Below are 26,742 nucleotides of genomic sequence, written 5' to 3' on the forward strand. Positions count from 1 at the left end.
GGTCATGGCGTCACGCGGCCTTGGCATCCGGCCCGTGATCGTACTCGGCAAGGAAGTGCAGCACTTCCTGCCGGTAGGAATAGAAGCGCGGATGCTCGAGCAGCGCCTTGCGATCGCGCGGCCTCGGCAGATCGACCTCCAGTATCCTGCCGATGGTGGCGTTCGGCCCATTGGTCATCATCACCACGCGGTCGGCCAGCAGGATCGCCTCGTCCACATCATGGGTGACCATGATCGCGGTCACTCTGGTGCGGTTCCACACCTCGACCAGCACGTCCTGCAGATCCCAGCGGGTCAGGCTGTCGAGCATTCCGAACGGCTCATCCAGCAAGAGCAGCTTGGGCGACAAGGCGAAGGCGCGCGCGATCCCCACGCGCTGACGCATCCCGTTGGACATCTCGGCGGCGAGCTTGTCCCGGGCATCACCCAGCCCGACCCGGTCCAGATAATAATCGACGATATCCCGGCGCTCGGCAGCGGTGGCATGGGGATAGACCCGCTCGACCCCCAGGGCGACATTCTGGCGGGCGGTGAGCCATGGCATCAGGCTGGGCGCCTGGAACACCACGGCCTTGTCCGGCCCGGCGACATCGATTTCGCGATTGTCGAGCACGATGCCGCCGCTCGATATCGCGTTGAGGCCGGCGGCCATCGTCAGCACGGTGGACTTGCCGCAACCCGAGTGGCCGATCAACGAAACGAATTCACCCCGATCCATCAGCAGATTGACGTCCTCAACCACGGTCAGCGGCCCCTTGGGCGTGGGATACACCTTGTTCAGCCGGTAAAGCTCCAGATAGCGCTCCTGCACGGCGCTTTGCGCCGCCTCGCGATAGGCTTTCGGCGGCGGCGCGAGATCCAGCGGCGCGACATTGGGCAGTGCCACCGCCCTTTCACCCATGCTCGATCCCCGCGCGTTCAGAGCGCCAAGATAGCCGACGATCGCATTGCGCAGGGACTTGTAATCCGCATCGTCGTTCACCGCTTCACGGTCCCGCGGGCGAGCTATCGCAACCTCGAAGATCCGGCCAATCTTCGCCGCGGGGGCAGGCGTGAGCACAGCCACCCGGTCAGCAAGCAACAGCGCTTCATCGACATCGTTGGTAACGAGGATGATAGTGCGCTTTTCTTCTTCGCGAATACGCTCAATCTCATCCTGGAGTTTTGCACGAGTAAGCGCATCGAGGGCTGAAAGAGGCTCATCTAGCAGCAGAATTTCCGGCTCCATCGCAAGCGCCCGCGCAACGGCCACACGTTGCCGCATCCCGCCGGAAAGCTGGGCCGGCTTGCGATCCATCGCATGGCCCAATCCAACGAGCTCGACCTTCTGCCTGACCAGAGCCGCGCGCTCGGCCCGCGACTTGTCCATGTGGACGGCATCCACCGCCATCGCCACGTTCTGCTGCACGCTCAGCCACGGAAACAGCGAGTAGGACTGGAATACCAGGCCGCGATCCTTGTCCGGGCCATGGATCGGCTTGCCCCTGAGCAATATCTCGCCCCGGTCCGGTTCCACCAATCCGGCAATCGCAGAGATCAGGGTCGTCTTGCCTGCCCCGGAGAAACCCAGGATCGCGATGAACTCCCCTTCCCGGACATCGAGATCGATCCCGTCCAGCACATCGCTCGTACCGCCGGATTTCCCGGTATAGCTCTTGGTGACGCCCTTGAGGGAGAGGATGGCGTTCTCCATGATCATACCGTCCTGTTCCGGCTGACGAAGGCTTGCAGGGCCATCATGATGCGATCGAGGAAGAAGCCGATCAGGCCGATGGCAACCACCGCCACCATGATCCGGGCGAGCGACTGCTCGCTGCCGTTCTGGAATTCATCCCACACGAATTTGCCGAGGCCCGGGTTCTGCGCGAGCATTTCCGCCGCGATCAGCACCATCCAGCCCACGCCCAGCGAAAGCCGCATCCCGGTGAAGATGTATGGCAGCGATGAGGGCAGTATCAGCCGGGTCAGCTTGGCGAACCAGCCGAGCCGCAGAACCCGCCCGACATTGATCAGATCCTTGTCGATCGAGGCCGTGCCGATCGCGGTGTTGATCAGGGTCGGCCAGAGCGAGCAGAGCATCACCACGATCGCCGATACGACGAAGCTCTTGGACATCGTGGGATCGTCCGCGGTCATCGATGCCGAAACCACCATGGTGACGATCGGCAACCAGGCGAGCGGGCTGATCGGCCGCATAACCTGCACCAACGGATTGATCGCGGCGTTGAACCGCCTCGAAAGACCGGCCACCAGGCCCAGCGGCACGGCGACCACCGAAGCCAGAATGAAGCCCATCGCCACCGTCTTGAGCGAAGTCAGGATCTGATCGACGAAAGTGGGCGGACCGGAATATCCATATCCCGCCGCAACCGCCTCCGCCGCCGCAACCCGGGCCGCGCCATATTCGCTCATCAAGCCCAGGAAGGCTTTCCAGACATCGTCGGGGCCCGGCAGCGCTCCAAGCGAGGTCTGGACCAGCGGGGCGGCCATGGCCCACAGCGCGAGAAAGCCGCAGATACCCACCAGCGGCGGCCATGCAGCATCCAGAATGACGCGCGCAGGCGGGAGTTTCGGCAGGGGAAACCTCGCTGCTTCTGGCGGCTCCACCGCAAGGCTGCTGGCCACGACGGCGTCGGCCGGCGGCTCGACTTCGGGTGACATCGCGGTATCGACTTTCCTGAGTGGTGCGACGGACATGGCCGTTATTCCTCGCTGTCTTACTTTACGCCGGAGGCGGTCACGGTCTGGCCGTTCTTGAGGCCGATCGCGAACTTTCCGAGGTAGGCGTTGGGTTTCCTGCCGTCATAGGTGACGCCATCGATGAAGCCGGACTGCTCGGGCTTGAAGCCGTCGGTCTCGGGTACGGCATCAGCAGGGATCACACCCTTGTCGACCAGCGTCCTGGCAGCGGAAAGATAGAGGTCGGGCCGGTACACAGCCTTTGCCGTATCGAAATACCACTGGTCGGGCTTGTCTTCCGAGATCTGCCCCCAGCGGCGCATCTGGGTGAGATACCAGATAGCGTCCGAATAGAACGGATAACCGGCATATTCACCGAAGAAGATGTTGAATTCAGGAGCCGGGCGAATGTCGCCGGGTCCGAATGTGAACTTGCCGGTCATCGAAGCGGCGAGCACGTCCGCATCGGCGCCGACATAATTCGATTGCGACAAGATCCTGACCGCTTCGGCCCGGTTCTTGCCGTCATCAGCATCGAGCCATTGCTGCGCCTTGATCAGCGCGCGCAACAAGGCCTGGGTCGTGGCTGGATATTTGTCCGCAAAATCCTTGCGGATGCCGAGAACCTTTTCCGGATTATAGGCCGCAATCTGGTGATCGGTCACCACCGGCACGCCGATCTTCTTCTTGACCGCCGCCTGGTTCCAAGGCTCGCCAACACTGTATCCATCGATCGTCCCGGCTTCCAGCGTGGCGGGCATTTGCGGCGGCGGCGTCACCGAGATCTGGACATCTGCGCCGACATTGCCGCCGACATCGCCCGGCAGATAATAGCCCGGGTTGAGGCCGCCCGCCGCCAGCCAGTAGCGAAGCTCGTAATTATGGGTGCTGACAGGGAATACCATACCCATCTTGAAGGGCTTTCCCTGCGCCTTGTAGCCGGCCACCACCGGCTTGAGCACGGATGCCGAAATCGGATGGCTCGGCTTGCCGTCCGGTCCCTTGGGCAGCGAGGGTTCGATCTGCTTCCAGACCTTGTTGGAGAGGGTGGTCGCATTGCCATTGAGGTCGAGGCTGAGCGGAGCGATCAGTTCCGCCTTGGTGCCCATGCCCAGCGTCGCGGCGATGGGCTGCCCGGCCAGCATGTGCGCGCCGTCCAGTTGGCCGCCGATCACCCCGTCGAGCAACACTTTCCAGTTGGCCTGCGGCTCAAGCGTCACATTGAGGCCTTCTTCCGCGAAGAAGCCCTTTTCCCGGGCGATCGCCAGCGGAGCCATGTCGGTCAGCTTGATGAAGCCAAGTTTGAGATTGGGCTTTTCGATGCCGGCAGCCCTGGCGGCGGCTGACGTCTCGCCAGCCCCCTTCTCCGCGCCGGACCCGCAACTGGCCAGCGCCAGGCCGGCCAGCGCCGCCGCGATCACTCCTCTGCGGTCCAACCGAAGACCCCTGACACGCTTCATTCGTTAGCTTCCCTCGCATTGCGACAACGCGAAAAACCGCCACGACTTGATCCCCGGAAGAAGATCAGATCGGGCGGCGACATTGCCACGCATTTTTGAAATGGAACCGGAGAAGGGTAATCCGCCCGACCCTGGGCGCCATCTTCGGTCGGATGCAACGCTAACCAATTCGCTGCCTGCGCGTAAAGCGATTTTTGCGCTGCAGCATAAAATTACCGGCCGGGCAGAGCCTTGAGATATGCTTCCAGATCGTCCGGATCGAATATCCGGTCATCGAAAAAACCGTCCTTGCCCAATGTGATGGAACCCGATTGAGTGCCCACCTGGGTCAGCCCGCGCAAGCTTCCCTCCACCTTGGAGCTCGCGCCCGGCAGGCTTTCGCCGATGTCTTTTAATGCACTGCGGTATATGTCCGGGCGAAAGACCTTCCCGGCCGTGCGCGCGTCCTCAGCGCGGAACTCCAGCGCATCCCAGCGCACCATCTGCGTGTAAAGCCATTGGGCCTGGCTTACCCAGGGAAAGTTCGCGGCTTCCCGGTACTGAAACATGAAATCGGAATAATGCACGGGCCGGTCGCCTTGCCGCAGCACCAGATGATCGGAGATCGCGCGCCGGATGAGCGCGGCATCCTGATCGAGATAGGCTGGTCGCGCGAGCACAGCCGCATTCTCGTCCCAATTGGCGGGATCGACGAAGTGGCTTCCGGCCTTGCGCATCGCCCGGATGAGAGCTTCGACCTGCGGTCGTTTCTCATCGAGCACGGGCTCGCGCATCGCCAGCACCTTTTCGACCCCGCGCCGCCAGATCTGCGCCGTTGCCAACACGATCACGCCCGCTCCGCGATCCACCGCAACACTGTTCCATGGCTCGCCGACACAGGCTCCGTCGATCTCCCCGCTATCCAGCGCATCGGCAATGAACGGGGGAGCGACCGTCACCAGCTCTATATCCTTGTCGGGGACGATCCCGCACGCCGCCAGCCAATAACGGACCATGTAATTATGGCTGGAATAGCGATGCACGACGCCCAGCCGGATCGGCCGCCCCCCCTTGCGCCGCCGCGCCGCCTCTATCGCCAGCGCCGCACCGATCTGGCGCGGGTCGCCCAGTGTCCCGTCAAAGCCGATACTTTCCGCAAGATCGGGCCGCAGCGAGATCGCATTGCCATTCAGGCCCAGCACGAACGGAGCGGCAAGCGGCTGCGCGGGGCGGGAGCGGCCCAGCGCGGTGGCGATCGCCAACGGAGCGATCAGATGCGCCGCATCGGTATGGCCATACAGCAGGCGATCCAGAACCGTCGCCCAGGAAACATCGCGAATGAAGCGCAGCCGAAGACCTTCCTCTTCGGCAAAGCCATGCTCATGCGCGAGGATCGGAAGGCAGGCATCGACCAGCGGCAGGAACCCGATCGCAAGATCTTCACTCATTTCGCGCTTCCCATCATCTGCCGCCTGTCCTTCATTGCCCGCCGATGAGGTCGTGCGCCGTCACGACCGCTTCCGCGATCTCGACGATGCGCCGGTTGGAATTCATCGCCTTGCGGCGCAACTCGGCATAGGCCTCCGGCTCGCCGATCGAGCGGCTGTCCATCAGGATACGCTTGGCCCGGTCAACCATGTCCCGCTCGGCCAGCTTGCCCTTTGCCTCCGCGAGATCGGATTGCAGCCGCGAGAAGGCATTGAAACGGCGGATCGCCAGATCGAGCAACGGCCTGATGCGGTTAGACGCAAGGCCGTCTACGACATAGGCGGAGACGCCCGCGTCGATTGAAGCGGCAATCGCATCGTCGTCCGACTGATCGACGAACATCGCGATCGGCCGGGCGAGGGCGCGGCTCACCGCGAAATACTCCTCCAGAACGTCGCGGGACGGATTGCCCAGATCGATCAGGACAATGTCCGGATCGATCCTTTCGAGCTGGGCAAGCAAGGCCTTCCGATCGGTGAGCGTGAAGATTTCGCAACCGTCGAGTTCGGCCAGCCCCTCCTCGATAATCGAGGCGCGCAGGGCGCTTTCATCGACAACGGCAACTCGCATGGCGAGCCTTATTGCAGCGCACAATGGCTCGTTGCAAGCAGGAGAATGAATTTAGCGCAGCGCCACGCAGCACCCTTGCCAGGGTCAAATCACTCCCGCCACGAGCACCACCAGCCATGCCGCGGGCAGGAACAGCATCTGGGCCAGCAGCGTTCCGGCAATGCGGCTGAGCGAGAGCCACACTATGGTGCGGCGGAACATCGGCTCGCTGATATTCCCGGCCACCACATCGTCCGTCATCACCGAAAGCTGGGGGTCGATCAGCACGAACAGCAGAATGGTCGCAAATCCATTGACGACCGCGGAAAGCTGCGACGCCGTGACTCGATATTCGGGATAGAGATAGCCGGCATAGAGCGATGCCACGACCCCGACGGTCAACAGGGCCTGAGCCAGCACATTGAGAAAGATCACCGTCCCCGAAATCCCTCTGGGCTTCCGCAATTCCGCCACATGCGTCATTCGCGGCGCGGTGCTGGTCCGGCGGATATATCCGAGGCCGCCCCTCGCGAAGGCATGCATCACCAGCTTCGGGATCGAGCGATGGTCCTGGAAATCGTTGATGGCGCTGCAGAACCAGCGCTGGACGGTGGGGATCATGAGCGTGCCGGCGATTGTCGCGATCGTGGCGGAAAGCAGGATCATCCGGAAGTCGCGCAGCAGGAACTCGCCGGTTCCTTCCGCCAGGGCGTTCTCGATGCGCTTGGCCAGAAAGGGACCGAGAAAGCTGTTGGAGAGCCGTGAGAGCAGCACAAGGACGTTGAACAGGGCGAAGGACACCGCGATCCGCCGCGTGCGAACGCCGGCGATGCGCGCGGCATAGGCAAGCGCTCCGATGAGATTTATGCCGAAGGTGAGCAGGCAGATAACCGCCAGTTGCATATCCATGATGGAACTCCAGACCGTGCGCATAGCCTTGCAGGTGGCTAATCTCGATCTCTCGAATTGGAAATAGATCATGCTGCGGTTATGGACGGGAAGATGGACCCAGCGTTCGGACAGGGAATGACCCCACCACTCCCCATCGCCAGGCCTGCCCGAACCCCGCACCGGGGCGCCTCATGACATTCGACCAATGGGCGATCATCGCCATCCTCGTCATCATGCTCGTCGTCTATGCGACCGAGCGCTTCCGCGTCGACCTGGTGGCGATGACCGGGCTGGGCGCCGGATACCTCTCCGGCGTGGTGCCGGTGCAGAACGTGTTCGCGGGGTTTTCCAGCCCGGCCGTGATTACGGTGGCCGAAGTGCTGCTGATCGTGTCCGCCCTTTCGGCGACGCGCGTGATCGACGATTTTTCCCGCAGGATCATCGCGCGGGCCAGCAACGAGACGGCGGTTCTGGCGATCCTTTGCGCGACCGGGGCTTTCATATCGGTTTTCATGAACAACATCGGCGCGCTCGCGCTGATGTTCCCGGTGGCGCTGTCGGTCTGCGTCCGGCTGAATATCGCGCCGGGCCGCATCCTGATGCCGCTGTCCTTCGCCACCCTGCTGGGCGGCATGTGCTCGCTTACCGGCACGCCGGCTAATCTGGTGGTCAATCAGTGGAATATCTCCGAAACCGGCGCCGGCTTCGGCTATTTCGAGCTTGCCCTGATCGGCGGGCCGGTCGCCCTGGCCGGACTGGCGTGGATCGTCTTTGCCGCGCCGCGCGTCTTTCGCCATCTCTATGCCCCCGAAACCGCGCCCTTCGACGCGGGGCCGAGCGAGTTTCTGGCGGAGATGGCGGTTCCGCCGATGTCGGAAATGGCCGGCCTGCATCTTCCCGATGCGGAAGACCGCTTCGGCATCGCGATCCACGGCGTGCTGCGCCATGGCAATCATGTCTTCGCGAGACGCGGCGATATTCTCATCGCCGCGGATGATACCCTGCTGGTCGAAGGCAGCCTCGCCCGCCTGGACGAGCTGGAAGGCGCCGGCATCCTGCAGGCCACGCTCGAGCAGGCGGAGCACCCCATCGCGCCGGGGCGCATGGAAGTGGTGGTCATGCCGGAAAGCCTGCTGCTCGGCTCCCGCATAGCGGACGTGCAGGCTTTCGCCGAGAGCGCAGTCGGCGTCGCGGGGCTCGCCAGCAGACGCAGGCGGATCGAGGGGCGGTTCGAGGACATTCAGATCGGCATGGGCGACGTGCTGATCCTGGCCGGAGAGCGCAATAGCCTGCGTCAGACCGCGGCGGATTGCGGAGTGCTCCCCCTTTCCCGGCGCAGGCCGCGCATAATCAGCAGAATGGCGAAGCCCAGCGTCGCGACCTTCGCGGTGGGCATCCTGCTTACCGCCTTCAATATCGTCCCCACCGAGGTCGCCTTCGGCGCGGTGGTGATCGTCATGGCCATGCTGGGCAGCCTCAACCTGCGCAGCGCCTTGCAGGACATCAACTGGACGATCATCATCCTGCTGGCCTGCATGATACCGCTCGGCATGGCGGTCGAGCAGACCGGAGCCGCCAGGGTGATCGCCAATACGATCGCGGAATATCTGCCGATGACGGAGCCGCTGGCGGTGGCAACGGTGGTGCTGCTGCTGGCCGTCGCCATCACCCCTTTCATAGACAATGTTTCGACCGCCGTGGTGCTGAGTCCGATCGCGGCGGGGATCGCGTCCCGCACCGGCGTGCCCGTGGAACCGCTGCTGATGGCCGTCGCAGTGGGCGCATCGCTCGATTTCCTCACGCCTTTCGGGCACCACAACAACGCGGTGGTCATGGGCGCGGCGGGTTATCGCTTCCGGGATTTCCCACGGCTCGGCGCGCCGCTGCTGACGATCTGCCTGATCGTGGCGGTCCTGGCGCTTGCCGGTGTCCTAAACGGCCCCTCACTTGCAACATTTTTTTGGAACGGCTAAATACCTACTTGCGTGATAGGGAAGGGTTTATGCGGCGGCTCTCATGATTTCCAACAAGGCCAAATATGCGTTTCGCGCCCTTCTCGCCGTGGCCGCGGAGCCGGAAGGGGAGTCCCTGACGAGCGCAGAGATCGCGCGCCGCCATGCGATCCCGCACAAGTTCCTCGAGCAGATCCTTCTCGATCTCAAGAAAGCCGGCATCCTCGACAGCCGGAGGGGAAAAAGTGGGGGATATGTGATGCTTAGGCCGGCCGACACGATCAGCTTCGGTGAAGTCCTGCGTCTTTTCGAAGGCCCTCTCGCCCCGCTTCCGTGCCTGTCCCGGCAAGCCTATCGCCGCTGCGAGGATTGCGTGAGCGAAGCCAATTGCGCGATCCGCAGGGAGTTCGGCCGCGCATACGACGCCAGCCGGCGGGTGCTTGATTCCCGCACCATCGCCGATGCCCTGGGGAACGGGTCCAGCGGGTTCGAAATACTGCCGGAGGAGCGCCAGGCAGGCTGAGCCGCGAAAAACACGCTTGCAATCCCTACTAAATAGATAGACATAATGGGCTGTCGGGCGGGTTCATGCCGTTTTCCGGCGGAAATGGCTCGCCTTCAGGGAGAATCGCAAGTGAACCGTGTAGGGAATTCGCGCTTATGGCTCGCGGCCGTCACTGGGCTGGCGCTGCTTGGCGCGTGCTCGAAGGAAGGCGGGTTACAGGCGGATTCCAAGGGCGCGGTCGAGATTCTCAATGTCTCCTACGACCCCACGCGCGAGCTTTACGCCGCCCTGAACCCGAAGTTCGTCGAGAAGTGGAAGGCCGAGAGCGGCCAGGACGTGACCATCAACCTGAGCCACGGCGGCTCGGGCAAGCAGGCCCGGGCGGTCATCGACGGGCTGAACGCCGATGTGGTGACGCTCGCCCTGGCCTATGACATCGACGAAATCGCGGCGCGCACCGGCAAGCTGCCGGCCGATTGGCAAACGCGCCTCCCGCGCAACAGCTCGCCCTATAATTCGACCATCGTGTTCCTGGTCCGCAAGGGCAACCCCAAGGGCATCAAGGACTGGGGCGATCTGGTGAAGCCGGGCGTCGCGGTCATCACTCCCAATCCCAAGACCAGCGGCGGCGCCCGCTGGAACTTCCTCGCGGCCTGGGCCTATGGCCGCGAGAAGCTCGGTTCCGACGCGGCCGCGCAGCAATTCGTGAAGCAGCTCTATGCCAATGTGCCGGTGCTCGACAGCGGCGCGCGCGGCTCCACCACCACCTTCGTGGAGCGCGGGATCGGCGATGTGCTGCTCGCCTGGGAAAACGAGGCCTTCCTCGCCCGGAAGGAATTGGGCGAAGGCAAGTTCGATATCGTCACGCCTTCGATTTCCATCCGCGCGGAGCCGCCGATCGCCGTGGTGGACGGGAACGCCAGAAAGCACGGCACGGAAAAGGTCGCGCAGGCCTATCTCAGCTATCTCTACACGCCGGAAGCGCAGGAAATCATCGCGCAGAACCATTACCGTCCGATCGACGATCAGGTCGCGGCGAAATATGCGTCGACCTTCCCCAGGATCAATCTCGTAACCATCGACGGCGCGTTCGGCGGCTGGGCCGCCGCCCAGAAGAAGTTTTTCGACGACGGCGCGATCTTCGACAAGATCTTCGCGAACGGCAAACGGTAACCTGTCATGGAAATCGCATTGAGCAGTCCACTGCAGATGCCCGCTTCACCGACAAGCTCGGAGCCGGCCCGTCGCGCAAGGCGCAAATCGGTCATCCCCGGTTTCGGGCTGACGATGGGGCTTACCCTGGCCTGGCTCTCGCTGATCGTGCTGATCCCGTTGAGCACCGTGTTCGTCCGCTCCGCCGGAATGGGCATCTCGGATTTCGTGGCCGCCGGTTTCGCGCCCCGCGCCCTGGCCGCCTACAGGATCAGCTTCGGCACCGCATTCGCCGCCGCCGTGATCAATGGCGTTTTTGGCCTGCTCACCGCCTGGGTGCTGGTGCGTTACGACTTTCCGGGGAAGCGCATCATCAACGCCCTGGTCGATCTCCCGTTCGCCTTGCCCACCGCGGTCGCGGGCATCGCCCTGACGGCGATCTATGCCGGCAATGGCTGGATCGGGCAGTTCTTTGAGCCGCTGGGGATTCAGCTTGCCTATTCGCCGCTCGGCATCACCCTGGCATTGATCTTCATCGGCCTGCCCTTCGTCGTGCGATCGGTCGAGCCGGTGCTGGAGGATCTCAGCATCGAGGTGGAGGAAGCCGCGCTTTCGCTGGGAGCGCGCCCCTGGCAGGTCTTCGCGCGGGTCATCCTGCCCGCGATCCTGCCCTCGCTGCTCACCGGCTTCGCGCTCGCCTTCGCCCGTGGGGTGGGGGAATACGGCTCGGTCATCTTCATCGCCGGGAACATGCCCTTCAAGTCCGAGATCGCGCCGCTGCTGATCGTGACGCATCTCGAGCAATATGACTATGCGGCGGCGGCGGCGATCGCCACCGTCATGCTGATCGCTTCCTTCGCCATCCTGCTGGCGATCAATCTCGTCCAGGCGTGGAGCCGGAAGAGGCTGTCGGCATGAACGATATCCTCGCCCTGTTCAGGACGGTTCGCGCGCGGCATTTTCTGATCGCCGCGGCCCTGGCCTTCATCGCGCTGTTCCTGGTGCTGCCCCTGGTTGCGGTATTCACCGAAGCCTTGTCCAAGGGCTTCGCGGCCTATGGCTCGGCCCTGATCGAGCCGGATGCGCTGGCCGCCGTCAAGCTGACCTTGCTGGTCGCGGCGATCAGCGTTCCGGTCAATATCGTGTTCGGAATATGCGCCGCATGGGCCGTCGCGAAGTTCGATTTCCCGGGCAAGAGCCTGCTGGTCACCTTCATCGACCTGCCGTTCTCGGTGTCTCCCGTGGTGGCCGGCCTGATCTACGTCCTGCTGTTCGGAGCGCAGGGCTGGCTCGGCCCGTGGCTGCAGGACCACGACATCCAGATCATCTTCGCGGTGCCGGGTATCGTCCTCGCTACCGTATTCGTCACCTTTCCCTTCGTCGCGCGCGAACTGATCCCGCTGATGAACGAGCAAGGCCGCGATGACGAGGAAGCCGCCCTTTCGCTCGGAGCCAGCGGCTTCCAGACCTTCCTGCGCGTGACCCTGCCCAACATCCGCTGGGGCCTGCTCTACGGCGTCCTGCTCTGCAACGCGCGGGCGATGGGCGAATTCGGCGCGGTATCCGTGGTTTCCGGGCATTTGCGCGGGTTGACCAACACCATGCCGCTGCATGTCGAGATTCTCTACAACGAATATAATTTCGTCGCCGCCTTCGCAGTCGCCTCCCTGCTCGCCCTGCTGGCGCTGGTGACCCTGATCCTCAAATCCATCGTGGAATGGCGGTTCGACTATCATCGCAGGAGTGCGGCCCATTGATAAGGCTTGAGAACATCAGCAAGCGCTTCGGCGGCTATCAAGCGCTGCACGACATCGATCTCGACGTACGGGACGGCGAATTCCTGGCGCTGCTCGGCCCTTCCGGCTCGGGCAAGACCACGCTGCTCCGGATCATCGCCGGGCTGGCCTTTCCCGACAAGGGAACGGTGCGCTTCAATGCCGAGGACGTCACCAACCTGAAGGTCGCGGACCGCAAGGTGGGCTTCGTGTTCCAGCATTACGCGCTGTTCAAGCACATGACCGTGGCCGACAATGTGGGCTTCGGCCTTTCGGTTCGCTCCAGGCGCGAACGGCCCGCCAAGGAGGCGATCCGCGCACGGGCCGAGGAGCTGCTGGAGCTGGTGCAACTCAAGGGGCTGGGCAACCGCTATCCCGCCCAGCTATCGGGCGGACAGCGGCAGCGCGTGGCCCTGGCTAGGGCGCTGGCGGTGGAGCCGCAACTGCTGCTGCTGGACGAGCCGTTCGGCGCGCTCGACGCACAGGTCCGCAAGGAATTGCGGCGCTGGCTGCGGCAGTTGCACGGCCAGATGGGGCTTACCTCGATCTTCGTGACCCACGACCAGGAAGAAGCGCTGGAACTCGCGGACCGGGTGGTGGTCATGGACCATGGCGTGATCGAACAGGTCGGCACGCCGGAAGACGTCTACATGGCGCCGCACAGCCCGTTCGTTTCCAACTTCGTCGGCGAAACCAACAGCCTCCCGGTTTCCGTTCGCGGCGGGCAGACGCAGTTCTTCGATCGCGTGATCGACGTGCCTGCCAACACCATCCCGGATGGCGCCGCGAGGCTCGATTTCCGCCCGCATGACGTGACCGTTTGCGACGAGCGGCCGGGCTGCCTGCCGCTGCTGGTGACCGGGGTTTACCGGCGCGGCGGCGAATGGCGGGTCGAAGGCGAAGTAACCGGCATAGACCGGATCATCGAAGTGGATCTGGATGCAGGCCAGGCGCCTCCGGAAATCGGCAAGCGCCTGGGAATAAAGGTCAAACACGCAAAACTCTTCCAGCTTTCGGAGGCAAGGCAATGAACGCTGTTCCGTCTTCCGGTATCAGGCCGGACAAGCTCAAACATGTCGAGGAAAGCCTCGCCAACATTCGCGAGGCCCTGCTTTCGCTTCGGTACGGATCGATCGCGATCACCATCCATGAGGATCGGATCGTGCAGATCGACGTGACCGAGAAGAAGCGGCTCAAACCCAACTGACAGAAATCCAGCCATCGTGAAGCTGACCGGACCACCGGAGGCGGATTGATCAAAGTGATCATAACAACATGAGGGAAATACCATGATCAACCGTACACTGCTGCTGGCAAGCTCAGCTTGCATTGCGCTGCTGGCCTCTCCGGCTCATGCCGAGACCGCCATCGACGCATCCGACGCCCATGATGCGTCCGATGCCACCGATCAAAGCACTGCCGAGAATGCCGATATTCCGCGTGGAGACGTCATCATCGTCACCGCCCGCCGCCGTCAGGAGACAGCGCAGGAAGTGCCGCTGGCGATCTCGGTGATCCGGGCGGACAGCATCGAATCCACTGGCAATTTCAACGTCGTCAAGCTGCAGCAGCTTGCCCCGACGCTGCAGGTCTACACGTCGAACCCGCGCAACACCGCGGTCAATATTCGCGGCATCGGCGTGCCGTTCGGCCTGACCAGCGACGGCTTCGAGCAGGGCGTCGGCATCTATATCGACGATGTCTACAACGCGCGCGTCGCTTCGGCGGTGTTTGACTTCCTCGACGTCGAGCAGGTCGAGGTGCTGCGCGGGCCGCAGGGCACGCTCTACGGCAAGAACACCACCGCCGGCGCGATCAACATCACCACCAACCAGCCGACCTTCGATTTCGAAGGCCGGGCGGAAGTGACGCTGGGCAACCTCAATTTCAAGCAGGCCAAGGCGGCCGTCTCCGGCCCGCTGTCGGACACGGTGGCCGCGCGCATCGCCGTTTCCTCGACCAGCCGCCGGGGCACGATATACAACGTCACCAGCAACCGCTGGATCAATGAGCAGGACAATTTCGGCCTTCGCGGACAGCTTCTGTTCAAGCCCAGCGACGATCTGAGCATCACGCTGGCCGGCGATTACAGCCAGCAGGACCCGGAATGCTGCGGCACGGTCTATGTCCGTTACGGTCCCACGCAACGCCGTGCGAACGGCCAGTTTCCCGCGCTTTCGCAGGCACTGGGCTATCAGGTCGTCAGCACCAACCCCTTCGACCGGCTGACCGATGTCGACGCCAGCCTCAATGCGGGCAACAAGATCGGCGGCGCCTCGCTGCGGGTGAAGTGGGACGTGGGGCCCGGCACGCTGACCTCGATCACCGCCTGGCGCTTCTGGGATTGGAAACCCGAGAACGATCGCGACTTCACCGGCCTGCCGATCGTCACGCAGTCGCAGAACCCCTCGCAGCAGGACCAGTATTCGCAGGAATTCCGCTACAACTACTCGGGCGAAAAGATCGACTTCGTGGTCGGCGCCTTCGGCTTCAAGCAGCGCATCGATACCCAGGGCACTGAAGCGCATGGCCCCGCGTCCAGCCGCTGGACGCTGAACCCCGGCAATGTTCCAGTTGGCGATCCGAGCTGCGGTCCGTCGGCGACCAACCAGCTCGCCTGCGATCCGAGCGTGCTGGACGGTTTGACCGCGCGCAACACGCAATATCTGAAGTCGACCAGCGCCGCTCTGTTCGGCCAGTTGAGCTGGAAGGTGACCGACCAACTGACCATCCAGCCCGGCGTTCGGATCAACTATGACAAGAAGTCCGGCTTTTATCAGCGCGAGGTGTTCGACGGCCAGGGCAACCCCGTGCTGTTCGGCCAGACGGACCCGGTGAAAGTCGCGCAACGTGGTGTCTTCTCGCCGCAGCTCAGCGCGCCTTCGGTCAGTGACTGGAATTTCAGCTACGACCTGAACGTGAACTACAAGATCACGCCCGACATTCTCGTCTACGGGACTTACGCCAAGAGCTTCAAGACGGTCGGCATCAACCAGAATGGCCTGCCAACCGACGCGAGCGGCAACCCGATCACGGCCGCCGGCGTCATCAAGCCGGAATCGGTCAATCACTTCGAGGTGGGCCTCAAGAGCCAGTTCTGGGATCGGCGCGCGACCTTCAACCTCGCGGCCTTCCGCACCGAGATCAAGAATTACCAGGCGACCGTGACCAACGGCCAGCTCGGTGTGCTGCGCGGTTATCTGGCAAATGCCGGCAAGGTCCGCTCGCAGGGCATCGAAGCGGACTTCAAGGTCCGCCCGAGCGACCGTTTCAGCGCTTACACCAACCTGGCTTATACCGATGCGAAGTATGTGAAGTTCGTCGATGCTCCCTGCCCGCCGGAACTTTCCGGCGGCACGACCGTCACCGCCGGGCAGACGCCCGACGCGCCGGGCACCGTGGGCGGCCTCAGCCCGGCCAACTGCGACATTTCCGGCAGCCGCCTGCCGGGCGTCTCGAAGTGGGCGTTCTCCTATGGCGCCGAGGTCAACCTGCCGGTCAACCTTCTCAATAAGGATGGCCAGGTCTACCTGGGCTGGGACGGCAATTACCGCTCGAACTTCTCTTCGAACGCATCCCCGTCGATCTACACCTGGGTCAAGGGATACGGGTTGAACAACCTGCGTCTCGGCTTCCGGGGCGAAGGGGTCGACGTCTACGGCTGGGTCCGCAACGTTTTCGACGTGAACTACTTCGAACTGCTGCAGGTTGGACCAAGCAACACCGGCCTGATTGCCGGCCAGCCGGGCGATCCCCGGACCTGGGGCGGCACGATCAAGTTCAATTTCTAATCGGCGGCATCCCGGCCTGCGCTTCATGCTCAAGCCGGGATGCTTCCCATGGCCTCAAGCGGTGGCCGGCCCTACGCCGTGCTCCCGCTCCAGCCGGGTAACGGCCTTGAGAATATAGGCCGAAACCACGATCATCATCACGAAGAACAGCGAGAATTCGATCCAGTAATTGAGCAGCCCGCTGCGCGAGAACGGCCCGGAATAGACCAGAGGCATCATGGTTTCCGCAACAAAGCTGGCGCCCACGAACATCGTGAACCATGCCGCCCATTTCGGGAACAGCGGCTGTTCACGCCGATCCGACAGGAAGCAAACGCCCAGGGCGAGCGTCTGCAATGTGGTCAGCGAATAGGCCATGTCGAAGAAGAACCAGCCGAAATCGTAGAAAATCTGCAGCGTTTGCGGTTCCATCACTTCCGGCCGATAGGCGACGGTCAGCCAGATCGAGCAGGGCACCACGAAAACGATCGTGGTGAAACCGGCGCCCCACAGCTGGAGAGTGGACAATATGTCGTTGTCGCGCTCAACCGCCTGCATCACCTTGCTGATGGCGACGCCCCAGGTGAAATAAAGCACCGATACCGGCAATTGCAGGATCATGCCGATCCGGATCTGCAGGGCGTTTTCCCTGATTTGCGCGGCAAATTCCTCCGCATTCAGTTCAGGCGAATAAGGCGGGATATTCTTGCCAAGAACACCCCAGAACAGGATCGTCGCGACGAGAAGTATCGGCCCTGACCAGGCAAGGGCTTTCACATAACGATATGGATTCATGACATTCCCCTCCACTGCGAGCCATTGAAGGCTCTTTTACGTATTATGACAACGTGACTTAAATAGCGGCGATTTGCGCGATTGAGAATTGATTGCTTTGATGGCCCCAACGGAACCGGGGGAATGGACCGGCGTTGGACAAGCGCGGGAGAGGATGGGAGTGCAACTGAAAGGACCGAACAATGTCCCGATCCCTTGTTTTCGTGCCCCTAGCGCTCGCCATGAGCATGACCCTGCCATTGCTGCCCGCCCAGGCCCAGTCCCAGGCACAGGCCGATGCGGATTCAAGAGCGGCAATTACCGTTCTGGCGCCGCGTGCTCGCACCACGGAACGCAGCGGGACGACTGGCGCCCCGATCCAGACGCTTACCGCGCAATCGATCGTCTATGTCGATGATCTCGATCTGCGCACTCCGGCCGGCCGGGCGGAGATGAAGAACCGCATCGAGGTCGCGGCCAAGGATGCCTGCTCCTGGCTGGATGAAGTCTATCCGATGGCTGAACCGCAAGGCACCGGGCAATGCACCGCAGAAGCAGTCAAGCGGACCCAGGATCAGGTGAATACGATGCTGGCCAGCTATGGCGGCTAATGGCTGACCGAATATCGATTGCTTTCACGAGAGGCTGGGAGGGTTGAGACTCTCCCGGCCTGATCATTCTGACGCCTCGCCAATCGGAACGGCATAGCTGGTCTGAAGCGTTCCAATATCCAGGGCTGGCGAAATATCCACCTTACCGGCCTGGATGGCGGCGGAGAGTGCTTCGGACACCGCCTTCAGCGCGGCCGGCGTCTCTCCCTCGATTTCGTAGATAGCCAGATAAGAGCATGGATTGTTCGGCGCTCCGGTCGCGGATCCGACATCCTTGCTCAACTGGTAGCGCGTGGCTTTCACGATGCCAGGGACATTCCCCACGACATCGGTGATGTGCTTCTCCGTATACCAGCGGTTATATTCGTCTTCCTGCTCCGGACTGGCCGGATTGGAAAACACCACCATCACCGATCTGGGCATCGCAAACTCCCTTCCTGCCTATTTATCGTCTCAGGCTCCGTAATGACGGGCGCGTTCCAGCAGCGCCTTTGCCGCCTCGACATGCATCGCTTCGATCATTTCGCCTTCGAACCGCTCCGCCCCGCCGGTGGCCGCTTCCACCAGCCGCCGGGCGGCGGCCAGCGCTTCCTCGTCAGGGCCGAACACCCGATTGGCGATTTCGACCTGGCTGGGATGGATCAGCGTCTTGCCGTCGAAACCCAGCGCCTGCCCTTCCCGGCATTCCGCCTCGAAGCCTTCCGGATCGTCCAACTTGTTGTAAACGCCGTCGAATACCGCCTTTCCGGCCGCGCGAGCCGCGAGCACGACCGTCTGCAATGCGGTGGAGATCGTGGATCGCCCGGCGCCGGAAGGAATGCCGAGTTCGCGGCGCAGATCGTTGGTGCCGACGAAGAGCGCTGCGGTTCCGCTTTCCCCCGCGATCTCGCGCGCGGCAAACACCCCGGCCGGGCTTTCGATCATCGCGATTACCGGCTTCCCCGTGGCGGCGGCGACATCGGCAACCTGCCCCGGCAGTTCGACCTTGGGCAGGATCAGGTAATCGGCCGCAATCGCCCGTGCCACGGCGATATCTTCGCCATGCCAGGAAGTTTCAGCGGTGTTGATGCGCAACGCCAGCAGCCTGTTGCCAAAGCCGCCTTCCGCCGCAGCCTCTATCGCCCCGGCCCGCGCATCCTGCTTGCGTTCGTCCGGCACCGCATCTTCCAGATCCAGCATCACCATGTCGCATTCCAGGCTGCGCGACTTGGCGATGGCCCGGGGATTGGACGCGGGCAGGAAAAGCAGGGAGCGGGCGTGACGGAGCAACATCGGCAAGGGTCCAAATATCGGCAAGGCGCGAAGGGCGGCAGATGAGCCGGTAAATGACTTCCCCCGGCAAAAAGGGCAAGCCGCACTCCGCAGGGAATTGCCTCTCAGACGATTTCGGCGCGAATCCTGCCCAGCCGCTCCACCTCGCCCGGGTCCGTCTCGAATCCGGCGGGCAGGCAGCAGGCGCGCGCGATGTCGATCGCTTCACGGGTGTGCGCAAGGATCGCGCGCATGGCCGCCCTTCCCGCATCGTTGCCGGGCAGCCCGGCCACCAATGCTCCGATCGCGCCATTCAGACCATCGCGAGCAGCGTCGAGTTGCACCGGGCCGGCCTTGCTGTCTTCCAGCAGAGCAGCCGCTTCCGCGATCGGGGAATCAAGACCGGCGTCCGCAACCTGCTGCTGAACCGCCTTGGCCATGCGCAGCGACACCTCCAGTTCGCGGCGGGCGATTTCGCCTTGCGCGGGCATCAGCGAGCGCGCCTGGTCAAGCGTCACCACCGAAAGCTTGAGCTGTTCGAGGGAAAGCCCGCCGCCCTGATCCGCCTGTGCGACCACATTGCGCAGCGCCGCGCCGACGACTTCAAGCTGGAGATCAATATCCGGAACCATCAGATCACCTCCTCAAGAGTGGCCGCAAGATGGCCCGCGATGCCGTTTCCGATCATGGAGAGCCAGGCAACCGTCACATCCTGATGGGTCTTGCCCAGCCGGGCCACCCGCCATGCGCTGGCCAGCATATGCACCGTCGACATGAAATCGTTGAGAACACGGAAATATTTGAGCCGGACCGGATCGACCGTCAGCCCGGACAGCTTCTCGTAAAGTTCGAACATTTCCTCGGCCGGGAGCAGCCCGCAGGCCAGGAAGGTCGTCCCATCCTCGGAATAATGGCCGAAATGCCCGCCGGTGGCCCAGCACAGATCCTGATGCCTGTCGCCCAGTACCGCCAGTTCCCAGTCCAGCCAGGCAGTGATCTTCTGGCTTTCCTCGGAATAGAGGAAGTTCCCGGCCCGGAAATCCCCATGCACCACGGACACATGGTCGAGCGGCACGGCATTTTCCACCAGCCAGCGATAGGCGACATCGACCAGCGGCAAGTCGCAGGGCCGGTCCTCTTCCCACACCCGCCGCCACCAGTTGAGCTGGCGCAGCATCGCATCCGTCGAGCCGGTTTCCACCTTGTCGAACGATGGCATCTGCGCGAGCTGGGCCTCGCTCGGCTTGTGAATCCGGGTCAATGCCTCGACGAATTGACGAGCCAGCACCGGCCGCAACTCAGGGCCGAAATTGGTGCCCACGCCCGACACTTTCGTGACCGGCGCCTTGCTCGGGCGGCTCACCCCCTCGACGAAGCCGTAAAGGATGGATGGATAGGGCAGATGCGATCCGTCCGGATCGATCCAGAAGCAAGGCGGCACGGGGATCACTCCATCCATCGCCTTGATCACTTCGAATTCGCGGCGGCGACTCGTCTCCACGATGGATTCCGGCGGCTGCATCCGCAGCGCCAGTGAATCCGTGCGCCGAGCGCCGCCATCAGGCCCGGTCCAATCCAGCTCGAATGCGATCTGGATCTTCGATGCACCGCCCTGCAGCCAGCGGGGATTGGAGATCGCGAAGTCCCCGCCATGCTCGCTGGCGATGAGCGAGCGGACACCTTCGACCACCTGGTCCAGCGAAAGCGGGGAATAGCCCGGCCCGGCGCGGGCCTTCATCTTGCGGGTGAGAACCCGGTCGATTTCCGCTTCGGTCGGAAAGCGGGCGCGAACGCTTTCGATGAATTCAGGAGTGGGCGCGCTACGTATATCGCTGATCTGGGCCAATGCTGCATCCTCACGTCGAGTCAGGCTCGCTCTGCGCCAATAACTGAGCAAGGGGAACCTCCGCGTCAATCGTAATTTTCCATCTGGTCAATTCAAGGCGGAGCAAATCCCGGCCTTCGAAAACACGGGTGCGCAATTTTCTTGCTTTTTTGTGCATCGCACACTAAATGCGCCCTCGAACGACCGGCGCGCGAACCTTGTTTCGCCGCAGTTCCGGGCAGCGTGAGGCCAGCGTTTCAACGTTGGCGTGCCCCAGCGCAGGTCGACAGTTTTAACCAAGCTTCCTTTTCATGCGGGGTCGCCATTCAGAACCCCCAGCGATGCGCCATGTCTGCGCAGTTCGCTCCATTGAGAGTATTTTCATGTCCTATTTTTCCGACCTTGGTCTGGCCGAGCCCATTTTGCGCGCGCTTGGTACCAAGGGCTATTCCGACCCTACCCCGATCCAGCGCCAGGCTATTCCGGCCTTGCTGGAAGGCCGCGACCTGCTGGGCATCGCCCAGACTGGCACCGGCAAGACCGCGGCGTTCTCGCTGCCCTCATTGCATCGCCTTGCCGCCGATCCGCAGCCGCGCAAGAATGCCGCTTGCCGCATGCTGGTTCTTTCCCCGACGCGGGAACTCGCTGCCCAGATCGCGGAAAACATGCGCGGCTATGCCAAGTACCTGAATCTTTCGGTGCAATGCATCTTCGGCGGCATTCCCGTGGGTAAGCAGGCCCGTGCCCTGGTGCCCGGCTGCGACGTGCTGGTGGCGACACCGGGCCGCCTGCTCGACCTTATCGATCAGCGCGCCCTGACCTTGCGGCATGTCGAGATCTTCGTGCTGGACGAAGCCGACCAGATGATGGACCTCGGCTTCATCGTGCCGCTGAAGCGCGTCGCCAACCTGCTTCCGAAAGAGCGGCAAAGCTTGTTCTTCTCGGCCACCATGCCCAAGGCGATTGCCGAATTGGGCAAGCAGTTCATCCACAATCCGGTGCGAGTGGAAGTGGCCCCGCAATCGACCACCGCGGAACGGGTGGATCAGTTCGCGACTTTCCTCAATCAGGCGGAAAAGCAGGCGCTCCTGACGATGAAGCTGCGCGCGGGATTGGCGGACCGATCGATCGATCGCGCGCTGGTCTTCACGCGCACCAAGCATGGCGCCGATCGTGTGGTGCGCCACCTTGCCACGGCAGGGGTGCAGGCCTCGGCGATACACGGCAACAAGAGCCAGGCGCAGCGCACGGCCGCGCTGGGCGGTTTCCGCAATGGCTCCACGCCGGTTCTGGTCGCGACCGACATCGCCGCACGCGGCATCGATGTCGCCGGGGTCAGCCATGTCTTCAATTTCGAGATGCCCAATGTCCCGGAGCAATATGTCCATCGCATCGGCCGCACCGCCCGCGCCGGCGCCGATGGCGTGGCGTTGAGCTTCGTTGCGCCGGACGAGAAGCCTTACCTGCGCGATATCGAGCGGCTGACCGGCGTCAAGCTGATGCCGATGCCCTTGCCCGAGGATTTCGCGAAGGAAGCCGCGCGCCTGCCCTTGCCCTCGCGCAAGCCGGCCGCAGCCGAACAGGGTGACCAGCGCCGCCCGCGCCAGGATCGCCGTCCCCGGCAGGATCAGCCTCGCGAACGGGCCTTGGGTGACGGACGGCACAACAGGAATGATCGTCGTCGCGACCGGCCCGAACATACGGAACGCACTGCAAGCGACCGGGGCCAGCCACGGCATGATCGTCAGGCGGAAGGCCAGCGCAGCCGCCATCCGCAGCCGGATAACCGGCAGCCGCGCCGGGACAATTCACATGCCGGTCAATCGCATGACCGCCAGCGCCGCAATGAAGGCGAGCGGGCGGAAGGCTTCCGCAACGAAGGCGCGCGACCCGATCAGCAGAGGCGCCGCTTCCGCCGCAAGCCGGGCGGTGGCGGGCAGCAGGCGCGGATCATTCGCGCCAACTGACGAGGGATAGAGCGGGCCACGCTCAGTTGTCCGGGCATTGCGGCTGCGTGACGATCTGGTCACGCGCCGCATGCACGCCGCATGCACCGGGCCGGGAAACACCTAGCGAGGGGCCATGCGGATGGCGCCATCGAGGCGCACGTCCTCGCCATTGAAATAGCCCGTCTCGATCATGGTCAGGGCTAGGGCGGCATATTCGTCAGGCCGGCCGAACCGCTTCGGGAAGGGAACCGAGGCGGCCAGGGCTTCCTTCACATTGTCCGGCGCGCCCATCATCAGCGGCGTATCGAAGATCCCGGGCAGGATGGTGTTGACCCTTATGCCTTCCCCCATCAGGTCGCGCGCGATCGGCAATGTCATGCCGACGATGCCGCCCTTGGAAGCGGAATAGGCAGCCTGGCCCATCTGCCCATCCTCGGCGGCGACGGAAGCGGTCATCACCATTGCGCCGCGTTCGCCATCCTCGCCCGGTTCGAGCGTGAGCATGCCCGCAGCCGACTTGGCCACACAGCGGAAGGTCCCGACCAGATTGACCTGAATCACCTTGTCGAAGACATCGAGCGGGAAATGGCTGATCGAACCGTCCTTGCGCGAGCGGCTTGCCGTCTTGCCCGGATTGCCGATACCGGCGCAGCAAACCAGCACGCTTTCCTGGCCATGCGCCGCGCGCGCCCTGGCGAAGGCTGCATCCACCGACTGCTCATTGGTGACATCGACCTGGCAGAAGGTTCCGCCGATTTCGCGGGCAAGGGCCTCCCCCAGTTCCGCATTGAGGTCGAACAAGGCGACCTTCGCGCCCTTCGCCGCAAGTGCGCGCGCGGTGGCCGCACCCAGCCCGGAGGCTCCGCCAGTCACAACCGCGGCAACCTTATCGCTGATCTTCATCCATCTCTCCTTACCGGCCCGCTCCGGCGCGGCCCGTTAGCTCAAATCCTGCGCTAGTGCTTTAGTGCCGCGCAAGCGCACCGCAAGATACTTGCTGCGCGCAACTTGCTCGTCCTTGCCCAGATTCGGAGAGGATGAACAGGCTTTCCACGGTCTTGCCCGCGTGATGACACGAATTGCAAAAGACGACGACAATCGGGGAACACCTCAGCGCGTCAACGCGTCGGCAATCTCCCGGATCGACGCATAAAGCGCATCCAGATCGGCGTCCTCGATACAGTAGGGCGGCATCACATAGACGGTGTTGCCCAGCGGGCGCAGCAGGACATTCGCCTGCCGGAAATGCGCCATCAGGTGCGGCCCGAGATCGGAAAGATAGGCGGCATCGCCACTACCCAGTTCCATCGCGGTGATCGTACCGCAGCGACGGGGATTGGCGATGGCCGGATGGCCGGACAGGCTGGTGAGCCTCTCCTCCTGACGCAGCGAAAGGGTCGCGATCCGCTCCGCGACCGGCTCCTCCCGCCAGATCGCCAGATTGGCGTTCGCGGCCGCGCAAGCGATCGGATTGGCGGTATAGCTGGACGAATGGAAGAATGTGCGCGACCGGTCGGCCGAATAATGCGCCTCCCAGATCGCTTCGCTCGCCATGGTCACCGCCAACGGCACAGCGCCGCCCGTCAGCCCCTTCGACAGGCACAGCAGATCGGGCACGACGCCGGCCTGTTCGCAGGCCAGCAAAGTGCCGGTGCGGCCCCAGCCGGTCATCACTTCATCGGCAATGAACAGCGTATCGTAAGTCGCGCAAATCCGGCGCATTTCCGCCAGGACTTCAGGAGGATAGACCAGCATCCCGCCGGCCCCCAGCACCAGCGGCTCGACGATGAAGGCAGCCGCGCCCGCGGCGCATTCCCGCTCCAGCGCATCGTAGGTGGCCTGCGGCTCCGAAGGGAACGGAACGCGCCCCACATCGAACAGAAGCGGGGCATAAGCGGCGTTGAACACACCCCGGGCGCCGACCGACATCGCCCCTATCGTGTCCCCATGATAGGAATGCTCCATCACCACGATCCGGTGGCGCGCTTCCCCCCGGTTCGCCCAGAAGCCGAGCGCCATCTTCAACGCGACCTCGACCGAGGTCGAACCGGAATCCGAGAAGAAGACCCGGGTCAGTTCGTCCGGCATGATCTCGCGCAGGCCCCGCGCCAGCGCTTCGGCCGGCTCGTGCGTCCAGCCCGCAAAGATGATCTGGTCTAGCTTCCGGGCCTGCTCCGCAATCGCCGCCATGATGCGCGGATGGCAATGGCCATGCGTCGTCACCCACCACGACGAGATGCCGTCCACGATGCGGCGTCCGTCCTGCGTATAGAGCGCCGCGCCCTCCGCCCGGGAAACCAGCGGGATGGGCTCGCCCAGCCCATGCTGGGTAAAAGGATGCCAGATCGGGGACTCGCTCACAGGAAGTCTTCCCTCCTGAACGAACCGGCAAAGGCTTGCGCGAGCGATCTGGCATCCGGCTCCGGCAGCCAGGGCAACCGCCCCAGCCGCTTCACCTGGCCGATGCGACAGATCGTCGCCTCGCTATCCTCCACCGTCTCCCCGGCGAAGGCGATCCCATGGACCGTGACCCCACGCGCCCGCAACGCCGCGATGGTCAGCAGGGAATGATTGATCGTGCCGAGCACGGTGCGGGCCACGACGATGGCCGGCAGGCCCCAGCGGGCGAACAGGTCGGCCATCAGCAGATCGTCGCGCAGGGGCACCAGCACGCCCCCGGCCCCTTCCACCACCAGCGGCCGCTGGGCTGGCAAGGCCAGGGTGGCCGGGTCTATCGCAATGCCGTCGATCTCCGCCGCCCGATGCGGGGAGCATGGGGTGGTCAGCCGATAGGCTTCCGGCAGAATGCGTCCCCTGCCCAACCCCGATAAATCAGCAACCCTGTCCGCATCGCCGCCACCCTCGAGCCCGGCTTGAACCGGCTTCCAGTACCAGCCGTCGAGGAATCCGGCGAGCCCGGCGGCGAACACCGTCTTGCCGACATCGGTGTCGGTTCCGGTGACGACAAATCCCGTCAACGCAGCACCCCGGCCAGCATTTGCGCCAGCGCATCGACATCCGAGGGCGTGGCGTTCAGCGTAAGCGACAGGCGCAGCCGCGAGGTGCCCGTGGGCACCGTGGGCGGGCGGATGCCGCGTATGTCGAAGCCCGCCTCCTGCATCGCGGCGGCGGCCCGCATGGTGCGGTCATCATCGCCCAGGATGATCGGGATGATCTGCGATCCGGTTGGCTCGACCCCAAGCGGCGCCAGCGCCTGCCCGGCATGGCGGATCAGGGCGAACAGGCTTTCCCGCCGCTCCGGCTCATCCGCGCAGATCCGCAGCGCCTCCCGCACCCCGGCGGCCAGCAGGGGCGATGGCGCGGTCGAAAAGATGAACCCACGTCCGCGATTGACCAGGAAATCAGCCACGACGCGGGGGCCGCAGACCAGCGCGCCTTCGCAGCCCAGCGCCTTGCCGCAGGTGCGCATGGCGATCACGTTCTCGCGCCCGTCGAGATCGGCGGCAAGCCCGCGCCCGTCCGGGCCGAACACGCCGGTGGCATGGGCCTCGTCGATGATGAGGATGGCGTCATGGGCATCGGCCAGCGCGGCAAGCTCGGCCAGCGGCGCCCGGTCGCCGTCCATCGAATAGAGACTTTCGACGACTATCCAGATGCGCCCCTTGCCGCCTTTTTCCCGCCAGCGGGCGATAGCATCGGCGAAGCTGTCCGGGTCATTGTGCCGCGCCCCGGCCCGGTCGGCGCGGGACAGGCGCATCCCCTCATGCGCGCTGGCATGGATCAGGCGATCATAGAGGATCAGGTCGCCGCGCTGGGGCAAGGCGGAAAGCAGGGCGCTGTTGGCGCCATAGCCATTGGCGAAGAACAGTGCGCTTTCGCAGCGGAAAAAGCGCGCGGCATCCTCTTCCAGCGCCACATGCTCCTCCGCATTGCCGCGCAGCAGGCGCGAGCCGCCCGACCCCACGGGAACGCCGCGTTGCATCGCTTCGGCAATGGCCTGCTTGAGGCGGGGCGCGTCCGCCAGCCCCAGATAATCGTTCGACGCGAAGTCTATGCCTTCCCTCGCCCTGAGCGAGCGCAGCCGGGCACGCTCGGCAAGATCGGCAAGATCGGCCGCATGTCCGGCAAAGAGGGAAATGTCATCGCCCTGCATGGCAAGCGCCATGCCGCA

At 63.6% G+C, this 26,742-nt stretch carries 25 protein-coding genes; 10 read left to right on the forward strand and 15 right to left on the reverse strand.

Going from position 1 to position 26,742, the window contains the following annotated elements:
- Positions 1 to 10: 10 nt before the first annotated feature.
- The 6 genes from U8326_RS09200 to U8326_RS09225 all read right to left on the reverse strand — a co-directional run bounded on the left by U8326_RS09200 (position 11) and on the right by U8326_RS09225 (position 7,064).
- Positions 11 to 1,693: a nitrate ABC transporter ATP-binding protein gene (locus tag U8326_RS09200; RefSeq protein ID WP_324739883.1), complete on the reverse strand. Its 1,683-nt coding sequence runs from the start codon at positions 1,691 to 1,693 to the stop codon at positions 11 to 13.
- 2 nt (positions 1,694 to 1,695) lie between these two features.
- The gene (locus tag U8326_RS09205) at positions 1,696 to 2,697 is read right to left on the reverse strand and encodes an ABC transporter permease (protein WP_324739884.1); all 1,002 of its coding nucleotides are present in this window, start codon (positions 2,695 to 2,697) and stop codon (positions 1,696 to 1,698) included.
- Between the two features lie 20 nt (positions 2,698 to 2,717).
- Complete coding sequence (locus U8326_RS09210) at positions 2,718 to 4,139, reverse strand: CmpA/NrtA family ABC transporter substrate-binding protein (RefSeq protein WP_324739885.1); 1,422 nt, start codon at positions 4,137 to 4,139, stop codon at positions 2,718 to 2,720.
- Positions 4,140 to 4,351: 212 nt separating this feature from the next.
- Positions 4,352 to 5,566: an ABC transporter substrate-binding protein gene (locus U8326_RS09215; RefSeq protein WP_324739887.1), complete on the reverse strand. Its 1,215-nt coding sequence runs from the start codon at positions 5,564 to 5,566 to the stop codon at positions 4,352 to 4,354.
- A gap of 31 nt (positions 5,567 to 5,597) precedes the next feature.
- Positions 5,598 to 6,176 carry an ANTAR domain-containing response regulator gene (locus tag U8326_RS09220; protein WP_324739889.1) on the reverse strand — a complete coding sequence of 193 codons (579 nt, stop codon included), beginning with the start codon at positions 6,174 to 6,176 and terminating at the stop codon, positions 5,598 to 5,600.
- A gap of 84 nt (positions 6,177 to 6,260) precedes the next feature.
- On the reverse strand, positions 6,261 to 7,064 hold the full coding sequence (locus U8326_RS09225; RefSeq protein WP_324739891.1) for a lipid II flippase Amj family protein: 804 nt from the start codon (positions 7,062 to 7,064) through the stop codon (positions 6,261 to 6,263).
- A gap of 173 nt (positions 7,065 to 7,237) precedes the next feature.
- Here U8326_RS09225 and U8326_RS09230 point away from each other — a divergent pair, with 173 nt between their 5' ends.
- The 8 genes from U8326_RS09230 to U8326_RS09265 all read left to right on the forward strand — a co-directional run bounded on the left by U8326_RS09230 (position 7,238) and on the right by U8326_RS09265 (position 16,221).
- Positions 7,238 to 9,019 (forward strand): SLC13 family permease, encoded by a 1,782-nt coding sequence (locus tag U8326_RS09230; RefSeq protein WP_324739892.1) that lies wholly within the window; start codon positions 7,238 to 7,240, stop codon positions 9,017 to 9,019.
- A 43-nt stretch (positions 9,020 to 9,062) separates the two neighbouring features.
- Positions 9,063 to 9,521: an Rrf2 family transcriptional regulator gene (locus U8326_RS09235; RefSeq protein WP_324739893.1), complete on the forward strand. Its 459-nt coding sequence runs from the start codon at positions 9,063 to 9,065 to the stop codon at positions 9,519 to 9,521.
- A 111-nt stretch (positions 9,522 to 9,632) separates the two neighbouring features.
- Complete coding sequence (locus U8326_RS09240; protein WP_324739894.1) at positions 9,633 to 10,676, forward strand: sulfate ABC transporter substrate-binding protein; 1,044 nt, start codon at positions 9,633 to 9,635, stop codon at positions 10,674 to 10,676.
- Between the two features lie 18 nt (positions 10,677 to 10,694).
- Positions 10,695 to 11,573 carry a sulfate ABC transporter permease subunit CysT gene (gene cysT / locus U8326_RS09245; protein WP_416385465.1) on the forward strand — a complete coding sequence of 293 codons (879 nt, stop codon included), beginning with the start codon at positions 10,695 to 10,697 and terminating at the stop codon, positions 11,571 to 11,573.
- Entirely contained in the window at positions 11,570 to 12,412 is an 843-nt protein-coding gene (gene cysW / locus U8326_RS09250; protein WP_324739896.1) for a sulfate ABC transporter permease subunit CysW, read from the forward strand. The genes cysT and cysW overlap by 4 nt, the downstream gene beginning before the upstream one ends.
- Positions 12,409 to 13,461: a sulfate/molybdate ABC transporter ATP-binding protein gene (locus tag U8326_RS09255; RefSeq protein WP_324739897.1), complete on the forward strand. Its 1,053-nt coding sequence runs from the start codon at positions 12,409 to 12,411 to the stop codon at positions 13,459 to 13,461. Before cysW ends, U8326_RS09255 begins: the two co-directional genes overlap by 4 nt.
- The gene (locus U8326_RS09260; RefSeq protein WP_324739898.1) at positions 13,458 to 13,637 is read left to right on the forward strand and encodes a YezD family protein; all 180 of its coding nucleotides are present in this window, start codon (positions 13,458 to 13,460) and stop codon (positions 13,635 to 13,637) included. The genes U8326_RS09255 and U8326_RS09260 overlap by 4 nt, the downstream gene beginning before the upstream one ends.
- Before the next feature lie 82 nt (positions 13,638 to 13,719).
- Complete coding sequence (locus U8326_RS09265; RefSeq protein ID WP_324739899.1) at positions 13,720 to 16,221, forward strand: TonB-dependent receptor; 2,502 nt, start codon at positions 13,720 to 13,722, stop codon at positions 16,219 to 16,221.
- 54 nt (positions 16,222 to 16,275) lie between these two features.
- Here the strand turns inward: U8326_RS09265 and U8326_RS09270 are convergent, their stop codons facing one another.
- Positions 16,276 to 16,995 (reverse strand): DUF4386 family protein, encoded by a 720-nt coding sequence (locus U8326_RS09270; RefSeq protein WP_324739900.1) that lies wholly within the window; start codon positions 16,993 to 16,995, stop codon positions 16,276 to 16,278.
- Positions 16,996 to 17,177: 182 nt separating this feature from the next.
- On the opposite strand from U8326_RS09270, the gene U8326_RS09275 reads away from it, so the two are divergent.
- Positions 17,178 to 17,585: a UrcA family protein gene (locus tag U8326_RS09275; protein WP_324739902.1), complete on the forward strand. Its 408-nt coding sequence runs from the start codon at positions 17,178 to 17,180 to the stop codon at positions 17,583 to 17,585.
- Positions 17,586 to 17,648: 63 nt separating this feature from the next.
- Here U8326_RS09275 and U8326_RS09280 read toward each other — a convergent pair whose 3' ends face one another.
- From U8326_RS09280 to U8326_RS09295, 4 genes are all read right to left on the reverse strand, one after another.
- Positions 17,649 to 18,008 (reverse strand): hypothetical protein, encoded by a 360-nt coding sequence (locus U8326_RS09280; protein WP_324739904.1) that lies wholly within the window; start codon positions 18,006 to 18,008, stop codon positions 17,649 to 17,651.
- Between the two features lie 30 nt (positions 18,009 to 18,038).
- The gene (locus U8326_RS09285; RefSeq protein WP_324739906.1) at positions 18,039 to 18,857 is read right to left on the reverse strand and encodes a CoA ester lyase; all 819 of its coding nucleotides are present in this window, start codon (positions 18,855 to 18,857) and stop codon (positions 18,039 to 18,041) included.
- A gap of 104 nt (positions 18,858 to 18,961) precedes the next feature.
- Positions 18,962 to 19,468: a hypothetical protein gene (locus U8326_RS09290; protein WP_324739907.1), complete on the reverse strand. Its 507-nt coding sequence runs from the start codon at positions 19,466 to 19,468 to the stop codon at positions 18,962 to 18,964.
- The gene (locus U8326_RS09295) at positions 19,468 to 20,682 is read right to left on the reverse strand and encodes a phosphotransferase family protein (RefSeq protein ID WP_324739909.1); all 1,215 of its coding nucleotides are present in this window, start codon (positions 20,680 to 20,682) and stop codon (positions 19,468 to 19,470) included. Before U8326_RS09295 ends, U8326_RS09290 begins: the two co-directional genes overlap by 1 nt.
- Before the next feature lie 362 nt (positions 20,683 to 21,044).
- On the opposite strand from U8326_RS09295, the gene U8326_RS09300 reads away from it, so the two are divergent.
- Positions 21,045 to 22,628 carry a DEAD/DEAH box helicase gene (locus U8326_RS09300; RefSeq protein WP_324739910.1) on the forward strand — a complete coding sequence of 528 codons (1,584 nt, stop codon included), beginning with the start codon at positions 21,045 to 21,047 and terminating at the stop codon, positions 22,626 to 22,628.
- Between the two features lie 102 nt (positions 22,629 to 22,730).
- On the opposite strand, the gene U8326_RS09305 is transcribed toward U8326_RS09300, so the two are convergent.
- The 4 genes from U8326_RS09305 to U8326_RS09320 all read right to left on the reverse strand — a co-directional run bounded on the left by U8326_RS09305 (position 22,731) and on the right by U8326_RS09320 (position 26,724).
- The gene (locus U8326_RS09305; RefSeq protein WP_324739911.1) at positions 22,731 to 23,513 is read right to left on the reverse strand and encodes an SDR family oxidoreductase; all 783 of its coding nucleotides are present in this window, start codon (positions 23,511 to 23,513) and stop codon (positions 22,731 to 22,733) included.
- A gap of 207 nt (positions 23,514 to 23,720) precedes the next feature.
- Positions 23,721 to 24,971, reverse strand: coding sequence for an adenosylmethionine--8-amino-7-oxononanoate transaminase (locus U8326_RS09310; RefSeq protein WP_324739913.1), 1,251 nt, complete (start codon positions 24,969 to 24,971; stop codon positions 23,721 to 23,723).
- Positions 24,968 to 25,588, reverse strand: coding sequence for a dethiobiotin synthase (gene bioD / locus U8326_RS09315; protein WP_324739914.1), 621 nt, complete (start codon positions 25,586 to 25,588; stop codon positions 24,968 to 24,970). Before bioD ends, U8326_RS09310 begins: the two co-directional genes overlap by 4 nt.
- On the reverse strand, positions 25,585 to 26,724 hold the full coding sequence (locus tag U8326_RS09320) for an 8-amino-7-oxononanoate synthase (RefSeq protein ID WP_324739915.1): 1,140 nt from the start codon (positions 26,722 to 26,724) through the stop codon (positions 25,585 to 25,587). Before U8326_RS09320 ends, bioD begins: the two co-directional genes overlap by 4 nt.
- Positions 26,725 to 26,742 lie beyond the last annotated feature (18 nt).

Source organism: Tsuneonella sp. CC-YZS046 (assembly GCF_035581365.1).
Taxonomy (GTDB): domain Bacteria; phylum Pseudomonadota; class Alphaproteobacteria; order Sphingomonadales; family Sphingomonadaceae; genus JAWKXU01.